Raw genomic sequence first — 13320 nt, forward strand, 5'->3', positions numbered from 1 at the left:
ATCCACAAGCGAAACATGACGTGAAGAGCGTATCAAGAACAAAAAACGAACGTTTCAGGAAATCAGTGGGCTACAGCCCCCGCTTCATCCACCGATCAAGCCGCAGCGCGGATCGCCTCGATGCGGTCCCACAACACAGCCGCGGCGTCGATCCCACTGAATCGCTTCAGTTGTTGGGCGCCGGTCGGCGAGGTGACGTTGATCTCGGTGAGGTACTCGCCGATCACGTCGATGCCGACGAACAGCAGGCCGCGACGCTTCAGTTCCGGGCCGATGATCTTGCATAGCTCCAGGTCGCGGGCGGTCAGCTCGACGGCCTCGGCCCGGCCGCCGACGCGGAGGTTGGAGCGCACCTGACCGGCGGCGGGCACGCGGTTGATCGCGCCCACCGGCTCGCCGTCGACCAGCAGCACGCGCTTGTCGCCCTTGCTGACGGCCGGCACGAACTTCTGGGCGATGACCTGCTCGCGGCCGATCATGGCGTGCAGTTCCAGCAGGGCGTCGAGATTGGGGTCGTCGGCCAAGAGGCGCGCGACGCCCGAGCCGCCGCCGCCGTAGAGCGGCTTCAAGACGATGTCGCCGTGACGGGCGCGGAAATCGTAGATCGCCTCGTGATCCGAGGTGATCAGCGTCGGCGGCTGGACGCCTGGGAAGTCGGTGACGAACAGCTTCTCGGGCGCGTTGCGCACCTCGGCCGGGTTGTTGACTACCAGGGTGTGGGGGTGGACCTTCTCCAGGAAGTGGGTGGCGGTGATGTAGGCCATGTCGAACGGCGGATCCTGGCGCATCAGCACCACGTCGACATCGTCCTTCATGTCGAGCACCACGACCTCGCCCAGGGTCGCATGGGCGCCCTTGGTGGCGGTCAGCGCCAGCGACTGGGCGCGGGCGAACACCCGGCCGTCCTCCATCGACAGCTTGTCGGGGGTGTAGAACCACAGCCTGTGACCGCGCAGCTGGGCTTCCATCATCATCAGGAAGGTGGTGTCGGTGTCGATGTTGATCCCCAGCACGGGGTCCATCTGGACGGCGACTCTCAGCGACATGACGACTCCGGGGTTGGGTGCGCGCGGCGATTTATGACGCCCCGCGCTGCGCCTGCCTAGTTAGGGCGGCGACGGGGGGAATGCGAGGGCGACTTTCATTCAATACGCGGGTAGGCCGAATCGATCTTCCGCGGCGATGTGTGTAGCGCATCGTGCTACACGAAGTTGACGTGTGTAGCGTGTTGCGCTACGTTCGTCTTATCGAAGAAGGCTAGTGGGGGATGATCCAAAGCTGGAAAAGCGAGGCCCTGAAGGCCGTCTTTGAAGGCAAGACGCCGAAGGGTTTCCCAGCGGCGCTGGTCAAAAAGACTCGCCGTCTGCTGGCGCAGATGAGCGCCGCCACGGACGTCGAGCAGCTTCGCCTTCCGCCCGGCAATCGTCTTCATGCCTTGACGGGCGATCTGGCCGGCAGGTGGTCGCTGAGCGTGAACGATCAGTACCGCCTCGTCTTCGTCTGGGGATCCGACGGTCCCGAGGAGGTCTGGTTCGGGGACTATCACTAGGCGCCGCGGCGTTTGTCACTTTGGCCCATGCACGGAGAAACAGTGATGGCCACTTTCCTGGACTACGACTTCGTCTCGCCGCTTCCCCATCCTGGCGAGATCCTGCGCGAGGACTTTATGGTTCCGCACGGTATGACGGCCGGCGCGCTGGCGCGGGCCATGGGCCTGAAGGACCGGACGCGCATCGAGCGTCTGACCCGCGAGACCCAGCCTGTCACGCCGGATACGGCGATGCGCCTGGAGCGGGTGTTTGGCGTGAACGCCCAATTCTGGATGAATCTGCAAGCCCAGCACGACCTCTCCAAGGCCGTGGTCGAGCATCGCGCCGACTATCAGTCGATCGAACTCGTCGAGGCCTAGTTCAGCCGCAACCGCACCCGCTCCCGCGCCGCGCGGGCGGCGATGGCGGCGCCGCCGTCGAGGATCTGGGCGCGGGTCAGGGCCTGTAGGGCGCCGGCCAGGGCGCCCTGGCCCTCGCGGGCGGCGGCGACGTCGAGCCAGGGGCGGTGGTCGGCGGGATTGAGCAGGGCGCGGCGCAGGGCCGAGCGCTCGGCCCTCGGCCAGTCGCGGGCCTGCTGGGCGCGGGCGAAGATGTTGTTCTGCAGGCGGATCAGCACGGCCCGGTCCGAGATCGGAGCCATCAGCAGCTCCAGCTTGGCGGCGACGTCGGGCATCAGGCCGGTGCGCAGGGCCCGCCGCGACAGCTCCGACGGCAGCACCACCCGGCCTTCGCCGAACGGGTCGAGGGCCAGCGGGCCCTCCTCGGTCTCGATGCGCAGCAGGAAGTGGCCGGGGAAGTCGACGCCGTGCAGCTCGATGCCGGCGCTGCGGGCCGCGTGCAGGTAGAACACCCCCAGGGCCACGGGCAGGCCCTTGCGACGCTCGGCGACGGCGATGACGTCGGCGTTGTCGGGGTGGTCGTAGGTGATCAGGTCGCCGGTCAGGTGCAGGTCGCCCGACAGAGCCTCGGCCACGGCCTCCTCGGGCGACTCGGTCTTGATGCGCTCGGCCAGCCGCTCGCCGGCCTGCCGGGCGAGCGCGAAGGCGGCGTCGGTGTCGCGGTCGGGTTCGTCATGCACGGCGCAGGCCACGGCGGCCTCGAACAAGGGGAAGCCGTCGTCGGGGCTCTCGCCCACGCGGGTCAGGATCTCTTCCGCTTCGTCGCGGGTCATTACGCCTCCGTCCAGGCGTCGCGAAGATGGCGCGGGCGAGCGCCCGGCGCCAAGGCGATAAGGTCCAGACGCACGATAGCGTTCCCCAGCCCCCGGCGGTTGGCGACGATATGGGCGGCGGCGCGGCGCAGGCGGGCCCGCTGTTCCCAGGTCACCGCCTCGAGGGCGGCGTCCAGCGTCGTGCGCTGCTTGACCTCGACCACGGCCAGCACCTTGCCGCGCTGGGCCAGCAGGTCGATCTCACCCAGGGGCGTGGGCAGGCGGAAGCCCAGGATACGGTAGCCCTTCAGCATCAGCCAGGCGGCCGCCAGCACCTCGGCGCGGCGTCCGGACAGGCGCGCGGCGGCGCCCCGGGCCTGGCGGATCGCGCTCATCCGGCGGCTTCCTTCAGCGCCAGGGCCTGGCGATAGAGGTCGCGGCGGGGCAGGCCCAGGGCCTTCGCCACCTCGGAGGCGGCCTCGCCCAGCGGCAGGCGGGCCATGGCTTCGCGCAGGGCGCTCTCGGCGTCGCCGGCCTGGACCGGCTTTTCCGAGCCCGGACCCACCAGGATGACGATCTCGCCCTTGGGACTTTCGAAGCGGGGGTCGACGGCCAGTTCGTCCAGCGTCCCGCGCACGCAGGTCTCGTAGAGCTTGGTCAGCTCGCGGGCCACGGCGGCGTCGCGCGGACCGAACACGGCGGCCATGTCGGCCAGGCTGTCGGCGACCCGCGAGGCGCCTTCGTAGAAGATCAGGGTGGCGCGGACCGGGGCCAGTTCTTCGAGGAAGGTCTTGCGGGCGGCGCTCTTGGGCGGCGGAAAGCCGGCGAACAGGAAGCGGTCGGTGGGCAGGCCGCCCAGGGTCAGGGCCGCCAGGGCCGCCGAGGCGCCGGGGATCGGGAACACCGGGTGGCCGGCCGCGATGGCTTCCTTGGCCAGGCGATAGCCGGGGTCGGAGACCATCGGCGTGCCGGCGTCCGAGACCATGGCCACGCGTTCGCCGGCCGCCAGCCGTTCCAGGATCTTCGGCGTCACCCGGTCGGCGACGTGTTCGTCGTAGCGCTCCAGGCGCTTGGAGATCTGGTAGGCGGCCAGCAGCTTGCCCGACACCCGGGTGTCCTCGGCCAACAGCACGTCGCAGCCGTTCAGGGTGTCCAGCGCCCGCAGGGTGATGTCGCGCAGGTTCCCGATCGGCGTCGCCACCAGATAGAGGCCCGGCGCCAGCGGCGCGTCGGACAGGGCGGGCGGATCGGGCAGGCGGCTCAAGCGGGACATCCTTGCGCGGCGACCCGCCGAACGATGCGGGGGACGAAGCGTTCGGCGACAGTCCTATCAGGTCGCGAGCGCGCCTGTCAGCCGGTCGAGCACCAGGCGTCCCTCGCGGGTGGCGCGCAGGCGGGCCGGATCGTCGGCCAGCAGCCCCAGTTCGACGAACTGACGGACCTTGGCGACGTCGGGCGAAAGGTCCAGCGCGGCGACCTCGTCGAAGGTCACGCCGTCGTCGATCCGCAGGCCCAGCAGCAGCCGCTCCTCGGCGGCCTCGACAGGGGTGAGATCTTCGCGCTCGAAACCGACGCCGGTCTCGCCGACGGCGGCGACATAGTCGGCGATCCTGCGGTGGGCGGTGGTGGCGACGCGGCCGCCCTCAAGCGCGAGCCGCCCATGGGCCCCGGGGCCGACGCCGACATAGTCATGGCCGCGCCAGTAGACGAGATTGTGCCGCGAGCGGGCGTCCGCGCCCTTGGCGTGGTTGGAGACTTCGTAGGCGTCGAAGCCGTGCGCTTCGAGCACGGTCTGGGTCGTCTCGAACAGCGTCGTCGCCAGGTCCTCGTCGGGCACGACCAGCTTGCCGCGGCCTACGGCGCGGTCGAAGGCGGTGCCGGCCTCGATGGTCAGCTGGTAGGGCGAGACGTGCTCGGGCCCCATGGCCAGCACCGTCTCCAGTTCCTCGCGCCAGGCTTGCGGCGACTGACCGGGCCGGGCGTAGATCAGGTCGACCGACAGGCGCGGGAAGGTCCTGGCCGCGACCGCGATGGCCCGCCGGGCCGAGCCGGCGTCATGATTGCGGCCCAGCAGCGCCAGGGCCTCGTCGTGCAGCGATTGCACGCCCAGGGACAGGCGCGCCACGCCCGCCGTCGCCAGCGCCTCGAAGCGGCCGGCCTCGGCGTCGGTGGGGTTGGCCTCCAGGCTGATCTCCAGGTCGTCGGCTGGGATCCACAGCGCCTTGGCGGTGTCGATCACGCGGGCCACCTGGCCCGGGTCCATCAGCGAGGGCGTGCCGCCGCCGAAGAAGATCGACAGCAGGCGGCGCGGCCCGGTCAGCGCCCGCTGGGCGACCAGGTCGGCGACGATGGCGTCGGTCAGGGCGGACTGCTCGACGGTCTTGCCCCGGTCACGCACGACGTTGAAGTCGCAATAGGGGCAGATGCGGGCGCAGTAGGGCCAGTGGACGTAGACGCCGAGGGGCGGGAGGTCAGCCACGGAAACGCCCATTCCCATTTCCTGTCATCCCGGCCGCAGCGAAGCGGAGAGCCGGGACCCAGGGGCCGCTGCAGTGCGCCGGCCCCTGGGTCCCGGACAGCGCTGCGCGCTTCCGGGATGACAAGATTTTTGAAGCCTCAATCAAACAACGCCGCCTTCAACGTCTCGAACGCCCGCGCGCGGTGGCTCATGGCGTCCTTGGCGGCCGGCTCCATCTCGCCGAAGGTCGTCTCGTGGCCCTCGGGGACGAAGATCGGATCGTAGCCGAAACCCCGCGTCCCGCGCGGCGGGAAGGTCAGGGTTCCGTGGACCTCGCCCTGCACCACCACGGCCGGACCGTTCGGCCAGGCCACCGCCAAGGCCGAGGTGAACCAGGCGCTGCGGTCGTCCGACCCGCTCTCCTCCAGCCGCTCCTCGACCTTGGCCATCGCCATGGCGAAGTCCTTGCCGGGACCGGCCCAGCGGGCGGAATAGATCCCGGGCGAGCCGTCCAGCGCCGCGACCGACAGTCCCGAGTCGTCGGCGATCGCGATCAGGCCCGACAGGTCGGCGGCGTGACGGGCCTTCAGCAGGGCGTTGCCGACGAAGGTGCTCTCGGTCTCGTCCGGCTCGGGCAGCCCCAGCTGGCCGGCGGTGACGATCTCGAAGCGGCCGTCGAGCAGGGCGGCGATTTCCGGCACCTTGCCGGGGTTGTGCGTGGCCGCGACGATCTTAAGTCCACGCTCGAGTTTCAGCGCCATGATCGGCCTCCAGGGAAATCACCAATGCGGCTCCTTTACTCCGCCTTGTCGCCGTTTGCGCGCAAGGTTCGCATCGTCGCCCACGAAAACGGCCTGACCGACGCGATCACCCTGGAGACCCACAGCCCCTACAGCGACGAGGCCGTCCGGGCCTTCAACCCGCTGAACAAGGTGCCCACCCTGATCCTCGACGCAGTGGGCGGCGCCGGCCTGATCCCGGCCGCCGGGCCCGAGCGCCGCCGCGCCCTGACCCTGCAGGCCCTGGCCGATGGCATGGGCGACTCGGCCCTGGCCATCGTCCGCGAGCGCCTGCGCCCCGAGACCGATCACCGCGCCGACATCTTCGAACGCCAGGGCCGGTCGCTGGCCGCGGCGCTGGATCACCTGGAAACAGCGGACCTGCCCGCCGACCGCTTCGGCCTGGGCGAGATCGCGGTGGCGGCGCAGCTGGCCTATCTGGACGTTCGCAAGGTGCTGGACTGGCGTACGGGACGCCCCGCCCTGACCGCCTGGTTCGAGGTCGTCACCCGTCGGGACTCGATGGTTGTGACTTCTGTGCAACTAACGTGATGCAAGCGCATCATCATTGCTAAAGTTTAATATCGTTTGTCGATAATCGGCATTGGCGGGAGCCAAATCGGAACCTATCTGTTGATCGTGGACGCCGCCGAGCCTTGGCGGTCGTCCGGTCACCTCAGGATCCACCCGAAATGCACGCCGCCCGCCTGTTCCGCATCGCCGAAAAAGTCATGATGACTGTCATCACCGTCGCCCTCATCGTGGGCGTTCCGGTCTCGGCGATCACCTTCGTGGTGCAGACGCTCTAAGGGCTGGCTTGGCGCCCCGCCGTGACGCGGGGCATCTTGCGATCGCCCTGGGGAGGGCGTGGGGGAACAACAGCATGCGCGCCCTGGGACCGGGCTCGGTTTCGAGCTTTCTGAAGATCATCCTCGACGTCATCTATGTCGGCCTGTGGATCTTCGTCAGCCTGCTCTCGCTGTTCACCCTGGTGGCGCTGCTCTTCAGCTTCAATCCCGAACTGCTGGCCGAGATCCTACCGATCAGCGACGCCGTCGAGGCGGTCGCCAAGGACGGTCCGCTGTTCGCCGGCGCCCTGGCCGCCTGGGCCCTGCTGCTGGGCGGCTGGATGGTGATCGTCGAGCGCCTGCGCCGGATCTTCGCCACCCTGACCGCCGGCGATCCGTTCCATCCCGACAATGTCCGCCGCCTGCGGGTGGTGGGGCTGATCCTGGCCGGGCTCGAGGTCGGGCGCTACATCTTCTCGGGCATGGCCCGCTGGCTGGCCCCGCATTCCAAGGTCATCGACGACTCGTTCACGCTCACCGCCTGGTTCTCGGTGCTGGTGGTGTTCGTGCTGGCCGAGGTCTTCCGCGAGGGCGCCCGCCTTCGCCGCGAAGCCGAACTCACCATCTGATCGCGGAGAAACCTGCCATGCCCGTCCGCGTGAACCTCGACCGCGTGCTGCTGGAACGCCGCATGTCCCTGACCGAGCTCTCCGACCGCGTCGGCGTCACCATCGCCAACCTGTCGATCCTGAAGACCGGCAAGGCCCGCGCGGTGCGCTTCTCGACCCTGGACGCCCTGTGCCGCGAACTGGACTGCCAGCCCGGCGACCTCCTGACGTTCGAGAGCGGCCCGCCGGATTCCGGGGACGAGTAGAGGGCATGGATGCTCCCCTTTGGGGGAGGATCTACCCGATCATGTTGCCGTCGTTCACCGGCGGCGGGGGCGCCAGCGTGCCCAGCCGTCGCGCGAAGGCGTTGGCGGCGGCGGTGGCGCTTTCGGCGGTGCCGGCCGAGTCGAGCAGGGCGTCGGACTTGATGAACTGCAGGCCCGCCTCGCTCTCCGACTGCCAGACCGAGCGGCTCAGATGGATGCGGCGACCGCGGGAGTCGACCAGGAAGAGATCGCCGGCCGGCAGGGCCGAGCCCAGCAGCTTGATGCGGGCGCCGCCCCGGGCCAGGTCCACCAGCTTGCACTTGTGCGCGGCGTCGCCGCTGACCAGGAACGCCCGGCGCGAGGTCGGCTGCCGGGGGTGGGCGCGCTGTTCGGAGAAGGAACGATCGTAGGAAGGCATGGGATCAGCTTAACCGCACAGGGTTAACGGCCGATGCTCTTTCGCGACGCGACGTCGCGGTCGGGCGCGGGTCCCGCCGCGTGGGCGGGACCCGGCCGTCATGCCCGGCGCTTAGGCGCCGATGGCGGACTTCTGGAACGTGAAGAGCTCGTTGATGCCCTTCTCGGCCAGGCCGAACAGCGAGTCGAACTCGCCCCGCGTGAAGCCGCGTTTCTCGCCGGTGGCCTGGATCTCGACGATCTCGCCTTCGCTGGTCAGCACGAAGTTGCTGTCGGCCTCGGCGTTGCTGTCTTCCTCGTAGTCGAGGTCGAGCACCGGCACGGCCTTGAACACGCCGCACGAGACGGCGGCCACCTGGCCCAGGATCGGGTCGATCTTGATGACGCCCTCGTCCAGCAGGTAGCGGGTGGCCAGGCGCAGGGCGACCCAGGCGCCGGTGATGGCGGCGGTGCGCGTGCCGCCGTCGGCCTGGATGACGTCGCAGTCCAGGCTGATCTGGCGCTCGCCCAGGGCCTTCATGTCGACCACGGCCCGCAGGGAGCGGCCGATCAGGCGCTGGATTTCCTGCGTGCGGCCGGTCTGCTTGCCGGCGGCGGCTTCGCGGCGGCCGCGGGTGTGGGTGGCGCGGGGCAGCATGCCGTACTCGGCGGTGACCCAGCCGGCGCCCTTGTTGCGCATCCAGCCGGGGACGTTCTCCTCGACGGTGGCGGTGACCAGCACCTTGGTGTGGCCAAAGCCGATCAGGCACGAGCCTTCGGCGTAGCGGTTGACGCCGGTTTCCAGCGTGACGGCGCGCAGCTGGTCGGGGGCGCGTTCGGACGGACGCATGAGAAACTCCGGGTTATTGGGGCGAGGGCTTTGAATGCGAGAAGGGGCCGCTTATCCTATCTGAGACGGGAACTTGAAAGAGCGCCCGATAAGTTTGCGCAGCCAGCCGGTCCTTCACACCACACCATGACGCAGTTGTTCCCGGGTCCCTTCGTCCGCACGCCGGGTCTGGCCGACCTCGACGCCCGGGCCCGCGACATCTTCCGCCGCGTGGTGGAGTCGTATCTGGAGACCGGCGAGCCGGTGGGGTCGCGCACCCTGTCGCGCGGCGGCATGCAGCTGTCGCCGGCCTCGATCCGCAACACCATGCAGGACCTGGCCCAGCTGGGCCTGCTCGACTCGCCCCACACCAGCGCCGGGCGAATGCCCACCCACGCGGGCCTGCGGATGTTCGTTGACGGCTTCCTGGAGGTCGGCGACGTCGGCGCCGACGAGCGCCAGGCCATCGAGGCCCGGCTGTTCTCGCGCGGCCGCTCGTTCGAGGAGGCGCTGGCGGAGGCCGGTTCGATCCTGTCGGGCCTGGCCGGCGGAGCCAGCATCGTCGTCACGCCGGTGCGCGAGGGCGGCGTCAAACACGTCGAGTTCGTGGCTCTGGGCGGCGACCAGGCCCTGGCGGTGATGGTCTTCGAGGACGGCTCGGTCGAGAACCGGCTGATGAAGCGCGCGCCGGGCATGACGCCGTCGGCCTTTCAGGAGGCGTCGAATTTCCTCAACGCCCGCCTGCGCGGCCGCACGCTGAGCGAGGCCAAGGACGAGGTCCGGGCCGAGCTGGAGACCGCCCGCCGGCAACTGGACGAGACGACGGCGCGTTTGGTCGAGGACGGTCTGGCCGCCTGGGGCGGCGGCGAGGGCGACGCCCGGGCGCTGATCGTGCGGGGCCAGGCCAACCTGCTGGACGCCGCCGGGGCCCGCGAGGACCTGGAGCGGGTTCGGATGCTGTTCGACGACCTGGAGCAGAAGGGACAGCTGATCGGCCTGCTCGACGATGTCCGTGAAGCACAGGGCGTGCGCATTTTCATCGGGGCCGAAACGCGACTCTTTTCGCTTTCGGGTTCCTCCGTGATCGCGGCGCCCTATATGACGGGCCAACGCAAGGTGCTGGGCGCGATCGGCGTGATCGGTCCCACGCGCCTGAACTATGCCCGGGTGATCCCGCTGGTGGACTATACCGCCCGCGTGCTCGGCCGGATGATGGATGGATAGGGACTACGAGATGAGCGACGAGCAAGAACTGGCTGAAGAGACCGTCCTGGACGCCGACGACGCGGCGCAGGAAATCGAGGCCCTGAAGCTGGAAGTGGCGGCGCTGAAGGATCAGGCCCTCCGCTACGCCGCCGACGCCGAGAACACCAAGCGTCGCGCCGAGCGCGAGGCCAACGACGCGCGCGCCTACGCGATCCAGAAGTTCGCCCGCGATCTGCTGGGCGCGGCCGACAACCTGTCGCGCGCCACGGCCATGAGCCCGCGCGACAGCCAGGATCCGGCGGTGACCAACTACATCATCGGCGTCGAGATGACCGAGAAGGAACTTCAGGGCGCCTTCGAACGCAACGGCCTCAAGAAGGTCGAGCCAGCCAAGGGCGAAAAGTTCGATCCCCACCTGCACCAGGCCGTGATGGAGCAGCCCTCGACCGAGGTCGCCGCCGGCGGCGTCATCCAGGTTCTGCAGGCCGGCTATGAGCTGATGGGCCGCCTGGTGCGTCCGGCCATGGTCGCCGTGGCGGCCAAAGGCTCGACGGCGCCCGGCTCGGCCGAACCCTCTTCGGCCCCGAATCCCTACGGCGCCGCGCCCAGCGATTCGGACGGCTCGGGCGGCTCGGTCGACATCAAGTCGTAGGTCGCACACCCCCTAAACACCGTCATCCCGGGCCTCGTGCCCGGGACCCCTCTGTCCGCCGGCAGGGTGGGTGTGTGGCGCGCCAGCGCGCCATGGCGTCTCTCGTGTAAGCTGAACCAGGGGTCCCGGGCACAAGGCCCGGGATGACGACGGAAAAAGCTGAGCCGGTACCTGTGGCGATGGCGCTTTTCAACCGGCCCAGCTGCCCCGCCCCCTTTCCCCGGTCGCGGTTTTCGCTAATGTCGTCCGTCCATTCACTACGGGGCCCAGTGGTGCGACTCAGGCATCGACATGGCCGCGCGATCTGGACCTGATTTATGAAGCTTACGATCGAACGGGCGGCGCTGCTGAAGGCGCTGGGTCACGTGCAAAGCGTCGTCGAACGTCGCAACACCATCCCGATCCTGTCGAACATCCTGCTGTCGGCCGATCGCGATACGCTGAGCTTCTCGGCCACCGACCTGGACATGGAGATCATCGACGAGGGCCTGGCCCAGATCGACGTGCCCGGCCAGATCACCGCGCCCGCCCACACCCTGTATGAGATCGTGCGCAAGCTGCCCGACGGCTCGGACGTCTCGCTGTCGTTCAGCGGCGACGATCCCCGCCTGGTGATCCAGGCCGGCCGCTCGCGCTTCAACCTGCCGGTGCTGCCGGCCGGCGACTTCCCAGTGATGAGCAGCGACGGCCTGTCGGGCCGCATCGCCGTCGACACAAACGAGCTGATCCGGCTGATCGACAAGACCCGCTTCGCAATCTCCACCGAAGAGACCCGTTACTATCTGAACGGCCTCTATCTCCACACCGTCAACGAGGGCGGCGTGGTCAAGCTGCGCGCCGTGGCCACCGACGGTCACCGTCTGGCCTTGGCCGAGATGGACGCCCCCGAGGGCGCGGCCGGCCTGCCCGGCATCATCGTGCCCCGCAAGACCATCCAGGAGGCCCGTCGCCTCATGGAATCGGCCGGCGAGCATGTCGACCTGCAGGTCAGCGCTCAGAAGGTGCGCTTCGAGTTCGGCGCGGCGGCCCTGACCTCCAAGGTCATCGACGGCGCCTTCCCCGACTATCTGCGCGTCATCCCGCGCGACAACGCCAAGATCCTGACGCTGGACAACGACCTCTTCGCCAAGGCCGTCGACCGGGTGGCCACCATCTCGGCCGAGAAGAGCCGTTCGGTGAAGCTGGCCGTCGAGCCGGGCCGCGTCACCCTGACCGTCCGCAACATGGAAGCCGGCCAGGCCGTCGAAGAGGTCGAGGTCGACTATGACGGCGAGCCCTTCGAGATCGGCTTCAACGCCCGCTATCTGCTGGACGTCTGCGGCCAGATCGGCGGCCCGATCGCCGAGTTCCGCTTCGCCGACCCGGCGTCGCCGACCCTGGTTGTCGACCCGACCGACCCGGGCGTGAAGTACGTGCTGATGCCGCTGCGGGTTTAAGCCCCAGCGCGTATGCAGTTGCGCGAGGATCTGTTCGCCGAGCTGTTCGACAACATGCTCGTCCTCTGGGAGGCGACGGACTTCGAGGGCTGCCAGACCTGGTTCGACCGCTCCCAACGGGTGGAGGCGATGTTCGGCGCGGTCGAGGATCGCATCGACCTGATGATCATGAACTACGCCGTCCACCGGTCGATCGCGGCGGACGCCCGGTTCGACTGGCCGCTGCGCCAGCTGGTCGATCGCGACGAAGCGCGCGAGACCTTCAAGGCCAACATGATGCGCGTGGTGATGGGCGCGGCGGGGGTCTGGCAGAAGGCCAATATCGAGATCGCCAAGGGCTATTTCGACTGACGCCAAGGCAGTCTTGTCCGCTTCGGCGCTCATGCTAACGTCCGTTTCATAAGAAAACGGGAGGACTGCGCATGGCGAAGATCAGCTACATGACGGTGGGGTCGAACAAGCTCGAAGAGGCCAAGGCCTTCTACGACGCCCTGCTGGGCACGATCGGCATGACGGGGGTGCATGAGCACGCGTCCGGCGGCCGGCTTTATCGCGGCAAGGGCACGGGGCTGTTCGGGGTGCTGGGCCCCTATGACGGCAATCCCGCCTGCGTCGGCAACGGCATGATGGGCGGCTTCGATTTCGAGACCCGCGAACAGGTCGACGCCTTCCACGCCAAGGCGCTGGAACTGGGCGGGACCGACGAGGGCGAACCCGGCGAACGCATGCCGGGGGTGTATTTCGCGTATTTCCGCGACCTCGATGGCAACAAGCTGTGCGGGTACAAGTTCGGCTGAGCGCGGGGAAACGCAGCGTGACGATTGGTCGATAGAGGCTGCCTTCTCCCCTTGCGGGAGAAGGTGGCGCGCAGCGCCGGATGAGGGGGCGCGCGGGTCTGTCGGGATGGGCGTGAAGCGTTGCCAGGTAAGGCTTTGAGGGCGGTGCGCTCCCCTCATCCGTCAGCCTCCGGCTGACACCTTCTCCCGCAAGGGGAGAAGGGCAGGGGCGCGGGGATAACCGCGATCTTCGCGACCGCGTTCAAACCAGCCGTATAGTTATCCCAACTCGTCGCGAGGAAAGGGCGCATGGCCAGCGACCGTTGCGGCGGCGGGGGGTGATCGAGCGGGAAGCTCAATCGATGATGGGTGAAAGCCATCAACCTCGTGTGTTTCCTTGGCGGCGGTCGGCCTTGCAGCACAGAA

General features: G+C 68.7%; 18 protein-coding genes and 2 pseudogenes. 11 read left to right on the forward strand and 9 right to left on the reverse strand.

Features of this window, described 5'->3' with window-relative positions:
- Positions 1-95: 95 nt before the first annotated feature.
- Entirely contained in the window at positions 96-1046 is a 951-nt protein-coding gene (gene gshB / locus AC1RUS_RS14405) for a glutathione synthase (protein WP_492917269.1), read from the reverse strand.
- A gap of 221 nt (positions 1047-1267) precedes the next feature.
- On the opposite strand from gshB, the gene AC1RUS_RS14410 reads away from it, so the two are divergent.
- Positions 1268-1549: a type II toxin-antitoxin system RelE/ParE family toxin gene (locus AC1RUS_RS14410; RefSeq protein ID WP_492917271.1), complete on the forward strand. Its 282-nt coding sequence runs from the start codon at positions 1268-1270 to the stop codon at positions 1547-1549.
- A gap of 45 nt (positions 1550-1594) precedes the next feature.
- Positions 1595-1909: a HigA family addiction module antitoxin gene (locus AC1RUS_RS14415; protein WP_492917273.1), complete on the forward strand. Its 315-nt coding sequence runs from the start codon at positions 1595-1597 to the stop codon at positions 1907-1909.
- Here AC1RUS_RS14415 and AC1RUS_RS14420 read toward each other — a convergent pair.
- From AC1RUS_RS14420 to hemW, 4 genes are all read right to left on the reverse strand, one after another.
- On the reverse strand, positions 1906-2721 hold the full coding sequence (locus tag AC1RUS_RS14420) for a SirB1 family protein (protein ID WP_492917275.1): 816 nt from the start codon (positions 2719-2721) through the stop codon (positions 1906-1908). The two genes, AC1RUS_RS14415 and AC1RUS_RS14420, sit on opposite strands and share 4 nt — an antisense overlap.
- Complete coding sequence (locus AC1RUS_RS14425; RefSeq protein ID WP_492917277.1) at positions 2721-3095, reverse strand: YraN family protein; 375 nt, start codon at positions 3093-3095, stop codon at positions 2721-2723. The genes AC1RUS_RS14420 and AC1RUS_RS14425 overlap by 1 nt, the downstream gene beginning before the upstream one ends.
- On the reverse strand, positions 3092-3964 hold the full coding sequence (gene rsmI, locus AC1RUS_RS14430) for a 16S rRNA (cytidine(1402)-2'-O)-methyltransferase (RefSeq protein ID WP_492917279.1): 873 nt from the start codon (positions 3962-3964) through the stop codon (positions 3092-3094). Before rsmI ends, AC1RUS_RS14425 begins: the two co-directional genes overlap by 4 nt.
- Before the next feature lie 66 nt (positions 3965-4030).
- A complete protein-coding gene (gene hemW / locus AC1RUS_RS14435; RefSeq protein ID WP_492917281.1) occupies positions 4031-5191 on the reverse strand; it encodes a radical SAM family heme chaperone HemW in 1161 nt (386 codons plus the stop codon).
- On the opposite strand from hemW, the pseudogene AC1RUS_RS14440 reads away from it, so the two are divergent.
- Positions 5190-5310 (forward strand): annotated as a pseudogene (locus AC1RUS_RS14440) (hypothetical protein); the annotation flags it as partial. The gene hemW and the pseudogene AC1RUS_RS14440 sit on opposite strands and share 2 nt — an antisense overlap.
- Positions 5311-5316: 6 nt before the next feature.
- Here AC1RUS_RS14440 and rdgB read toward each other — a convergent pair.
- Complete coding sequence (gene rdgB, locus AC1RUS_RS14445) at positions 5317-5919, reverse strand: RdgB/HAM1 family non-canonical purine NTP pyrophosphatase (RefSeq protein ID WP_492917282.1); 603 nt, start codon at positions 5917-5919, stop codon at positions 5317-5319.
- Positions 5920-5943: 24 nt separating this feature from the next.
- Here rdgB and AC1RUS_RS14450 point away from each other — a divergent pair, with 24 nt between their 5' ends.
- The 3 genes from AC1RUS_RS14450 to AC1RUS_RS14460 all read left to right on the forward strand — a co-directional run bounded on the left by AC1RUS_RS14450 (position 5944) and on the right by AC1RUS_RS14460 (position 7599).
- Positions 5944-6489: a glutathione S-transferase family protein gene (locus AC1RUS_RS14450; RefSeq protein ID WP_492917283.1), complete on the forward strand. Its 546-nt coding sequence runs from the start codon at positions 5944-5946 to the stop codon at positions 6487-6489.
- A 331-nt stretch (positions 6490-6820) separates the two neighbouring features.
- Positions 6821-7354, forward strand: coding sequence for a DUF2975 domain-containing protein (locus tag AC1RUS_RS14455; RefSeq protein ID WP_492917284.1), 534 nt, complete (start codon positions 6821-6823; stop codon positions 7352-7354).
- A 17-nt stretch (positions 7355-7371) separates the two neighbouring features.
- On the forward strand, positions 7372-7599 hold the full coding sequence (locus AC1RUS_RS14460; protein WP_492917285.1) for a helix-turn-helix domain-containing protein: 228 nt from the start codon (positions 7372-7374) through the stop codon (positions 7597-7599).
- A 31-nt stretch (positions 7600-7630) separates the two neighbouring features.
- Here the strand turns inward: AC1RUS_RS14460 and AC1RUS_RS14465 are convergent, their stop codons facing one another.
- Together AC1RUS_RS14465 and rph are read right to left on the reverse strand one after the other, a co-directional pair.
- The gene (locus AC1RUS_RS14465) at positions 7631-8017 is read right to left on the reverse strand and encodes a PilZ domain-containing protein (RefSeq protein WP_492917286.1); all 387 of its coding nucleotides are present in this window, start codon (positions 8015-8017) and stop codon (positions 7631-7633) included.
- A 111-nt stretch (positions 8018-8128) separates the two neighbouring features.
- Positions 8129-8845, reverse strand: coding sequence for a ribonuclease PH (rph, locus tag AC1RUS_RS14470; protein ID WP_492917287.1), 717 nt, complete (start codon positions 8843-8845; stop codon positions 8129-8131).
- 126 nt (positions 8846-8971) lie between these two features.
- Here rph and hrcA point away from each other — a divergent pair, with 126 nt between their 5' ends.
- From hrcA to AC1RUS_RS14495, 5 genes are all read left to right on the forward strand, one after another.
- Positions 8972-10048 (forward strand): heat-inducible transcriptional repressor HrcA, encoded by a 1077-nt coding sequence (hrcA, locus tag AC1RUS_RS14475; protein ID WP_492917288.1) that lies wholly within the window; start codon positions 8972-8974, stop codon positions 10046-10048.
- A 10-nt stretch (positions 10049-10058) separates the two neighbouring features.
- The gene (gene grpE, locus AC1RUS_RS14480; RefSeq protein WP_492917289.1) at positions 10059-10682 is read left to right on the forward strand and encodes a nucleotide exchange factor GrpE; all 624 of its coding nucleotides are present in this window, start codon (positions 10059-10061) and stop codon (positions 10680-10682) included.
- A gap of 317 nt (positions 10683-10999) precedes the next feature.
- Entirely contained in the window at positions 11000-12118 is a 1119-nt protein-coding gene (gene dnaN, locus AC1RUS_RS14485; protein WP_492917290.1) for a DNA polymerase III subunit beta, read from the forward strand.
- A gap of 12 nt (positions 12119-12130) precedes the next feature.
- Positions 12131-12469 (forward strand): hypothetical protein, encoded by a 339-nt coding sequence (locus AC1RUS_RS14490; RefSeq protein ID WP_492917291.1) that lies wholly within the window; start codon positions 12131-12133, stop codon positions 12467-12469.
- Between the two features lie 71 nt (positions 12470-12540).
- Positions 12541-12915, forward strand: coding sequence for a VOC family protein (locus AC1RUS_RS14495; RefSeq protein WP_492917292.1), 375 nt, complete (start codon positions 12541-12543; stop codon positions 12913-12915).
- Positions 12916-13156: 241 nt separating this feature from the next.
- Here the strand turns inward: AC1RUS_RS14495 and AC1RUS_RS14500 are convergent.
- Positions 13157-13260 (reverse strand): annotated as a pseudogene (locus tag AC1RUS_RS14500) (hypothetical protein); the annotation flags it as partial.
- Between the last annotated feature and the right edge of the window lie 60 nt (positions 13261-13320).

It is taken from the genome of Caulobacter sp. GW821-FHT10F06, assembly GCF_058809215.1.